Origin of the sequence: Nocardia sp. NPDC059236 (genome assembly GCF_042754085.1) — a bacterium.
Classification (GTDB): domain Bacteria; phylum Actinomycetota; class Actinomycetes; order Mycobacteriales; family Mycobacteriaceae; genus Nocardia.
The window spans coordinates 868,198-869,850 of record NZ_JBHZAF010000002.1 but is presented as its reverse complement, the minus strand read 5'-3'; the positions used below and the strand labels follow the sequence as shown (position 1 = coordinate 869,850).

3 protein-coding genes and 1 tRNA gene are annotated in these 1,653 nt (G+C 69.5%); 1 reads left to right on the top strand and 3 read right to left on the bottom strand.

Translation table 11 applies throughout. The annotated features are described in order from the left end of the window. Positions 1-66: 66 nt before the first annotated feature. From ACFXIV_RS09090 to ACFXIV_RS09080, 3 genes are all read right to left on the bottom strand, one after another. Positions 67-139: transfer RNA gene (locus ACFXIV_RS09090), tRNA-Ala, on the bottom strand. Between the two features lie 50 nt (positions 140-189). Beyond that, positions 190-786, bottom strand: a complete 597-nt coding sequence (locus tag ACFXIV_RS09085; protein ID WP_379392928.1) for a MarR family winged helix-turn-helix transcriptional regulator — start codon at positions 784-786, stop codon at positions 190-192. Then, positions 780-1,370 carry a protoglobin domain-containing protein gene (locus tag ACFXIV_RS09080; protein ID WP_379392930.1) on the bottom strand — a complete coding sequence of 197 codons (591 nt, stop codon included), beginning with the start codon at positions 1,368-1,370 and terminating at the stop codon, positions 780-782. The genes ACFXIV_RS09085 and ACFXIV_RS09080 overlap by 7 nt, the downstream gene beginning before the upstream one ends. Before the next feature lie 61 nt (positions 1,371-1,431). On the opposite strand from ACFXIV_RS09080, the gene ACFXIV_RS09075 reads away from it, so the two are divergent. Continuing rightward, positions 1,432-1,539, top strand: coding sequence for a DLW-39 family protein (locus ACFXIV_RS09075; protein WP_354848972.1), 108 nt, complete (start codon positions 1,432-1,434; stop codon positions 1,537-1,539). Positions 1,540-1,653: the final 114 nt, after the last annotated feature.

Here is a 1,653-nt window from a genome sequence, read left to right as displayed (position 1 = left end):
GACAGGGCTCGTGGACACAAACAGGCCAGTAGGGCGGAGACCCTATCTGACCTGCGGTGACAAAAGTGGAGCCTAGGGGAATCGAACCCCTAACCCCTGCCTTGCAAAGGCAGTGCTCTGCCAATTGAGCTAAGGCCCCAGACCTGCACGAAGGTACATGTCGGAGTTGACCCAGGTCAAACAGCGTGCTCAGTCGCCTGCCGGTTGGTGCTCGGGGCAGTTGACGCGGAGGTCGCGCGGCGGGAGCGGCTGCTGGAGCAGGTCGCAGCGGGGCGTGCCCGCATCGCCCGGGCGGTAGAAGCGGCAGGTGGTGCAGGTGCGGGCCACCTGCACCACCCCGGCCCGGAGCAGCCCGGCTATCAGGTCGAGCAGGGTACGCAGGGTCTGATCCTGTTGTGCGCCCGGCAGATCCGCGACGCAGGCGCGCAACACGTCGTCCGCGGCGCGGATCTCGGCGGCCAGTTCGGCGCCGTCGGGGGTGAGGACGATGGCGCTGCGCCGGCGGTCGCCCGGGGTGGGCTGCCGGGCCACCTGACCCTTGCGTTCCAGCGCCAGCAGCGAATCCGACACCGTGGGCTGGCTGACCCCGAGTTCGGCCGCCAGCAGCCCGGTGAGGGGTTCCGGCGGCGGGCCGTCGGCGAGGGTGCGCAGCAGTTCGAGTTGCAGGGGCGTCAGGCCGGTGCGGGAGGCGATGGCCTGACGGTGGGCGCGGACGCCGCGGGCGATCCGGTCCAATGCCGCGACCACCTTGTCCGCGACCTCGTTGTCGTCTCCCGCACTCACCACAGGTCAGGACTGTACGGCCTGGCCCACAGCACCGCCGACAGGGTGATCGCCTTGAACCAGGCGTGATACATGACATCGACCTCGGCGGCGGGTGCGCCGGTCGCGCCCAGGAAGTCGCGGACCGTCACGGTGATCGGCACGATGAGGGCGAGCAGATGCCGCAGGGGGATGTGGGTGGCGGGCGAGTCCACCCCATCGGTGCGGTTCTTGCCGGAGGTGTGGTGCCGGCGCGCGATCTCCTCTTGATAGGCCAGCCAGTTCGCGTCGTACTCGCGGGTGCACACATCGGCGATCCACTGCCCGAACCGGGCCCGCACGGCGGCCAGGTAGGCCGGATCGGGTTGCCCGTCGGCGCCGGCGAAGGCGGCGACCAGATGGCTGTTCGCGCCGACGAATCCGTACCAGACGTCGAGGATTCGATCGGTCTGCGGCACCAGGATCTCCCCGGCGCGCCGCAGGGCCGCGGCATCCTCGGCGCTCCACAGCAGCGACCGCTGGAGTTCGGCGAGCTCGTCGAGCGAGATCGGGGAGGACGTGAGATTCGGGCTGTCGTAGGTGTATCCGGCGGGAGCTGGGATCGTCATGCCGAGAACCATAGGAGTCCTATGTTTGTTCGTCAAGACTCCGCCACGTAGGGTGGGAGACATGAAATTCGTCCTCACCCTCGTTGTGATCGCCGCCGTTGTCTTCGGAATCAGCAAGCTGCGTCAGCGCAATGACGCCGACCTCTGGCACGAGGTCACCACCCGCTGAAAACGGCTGGCGGTGTGGGGGGGTGGGGGGAAAGCAGGGGGGAAAAACGCCACCCGCGGCCGCCGGCCCCCCCCCCCCCCCCCCCCCACACCCCCCCCCCCCCCCGCGCGGCGG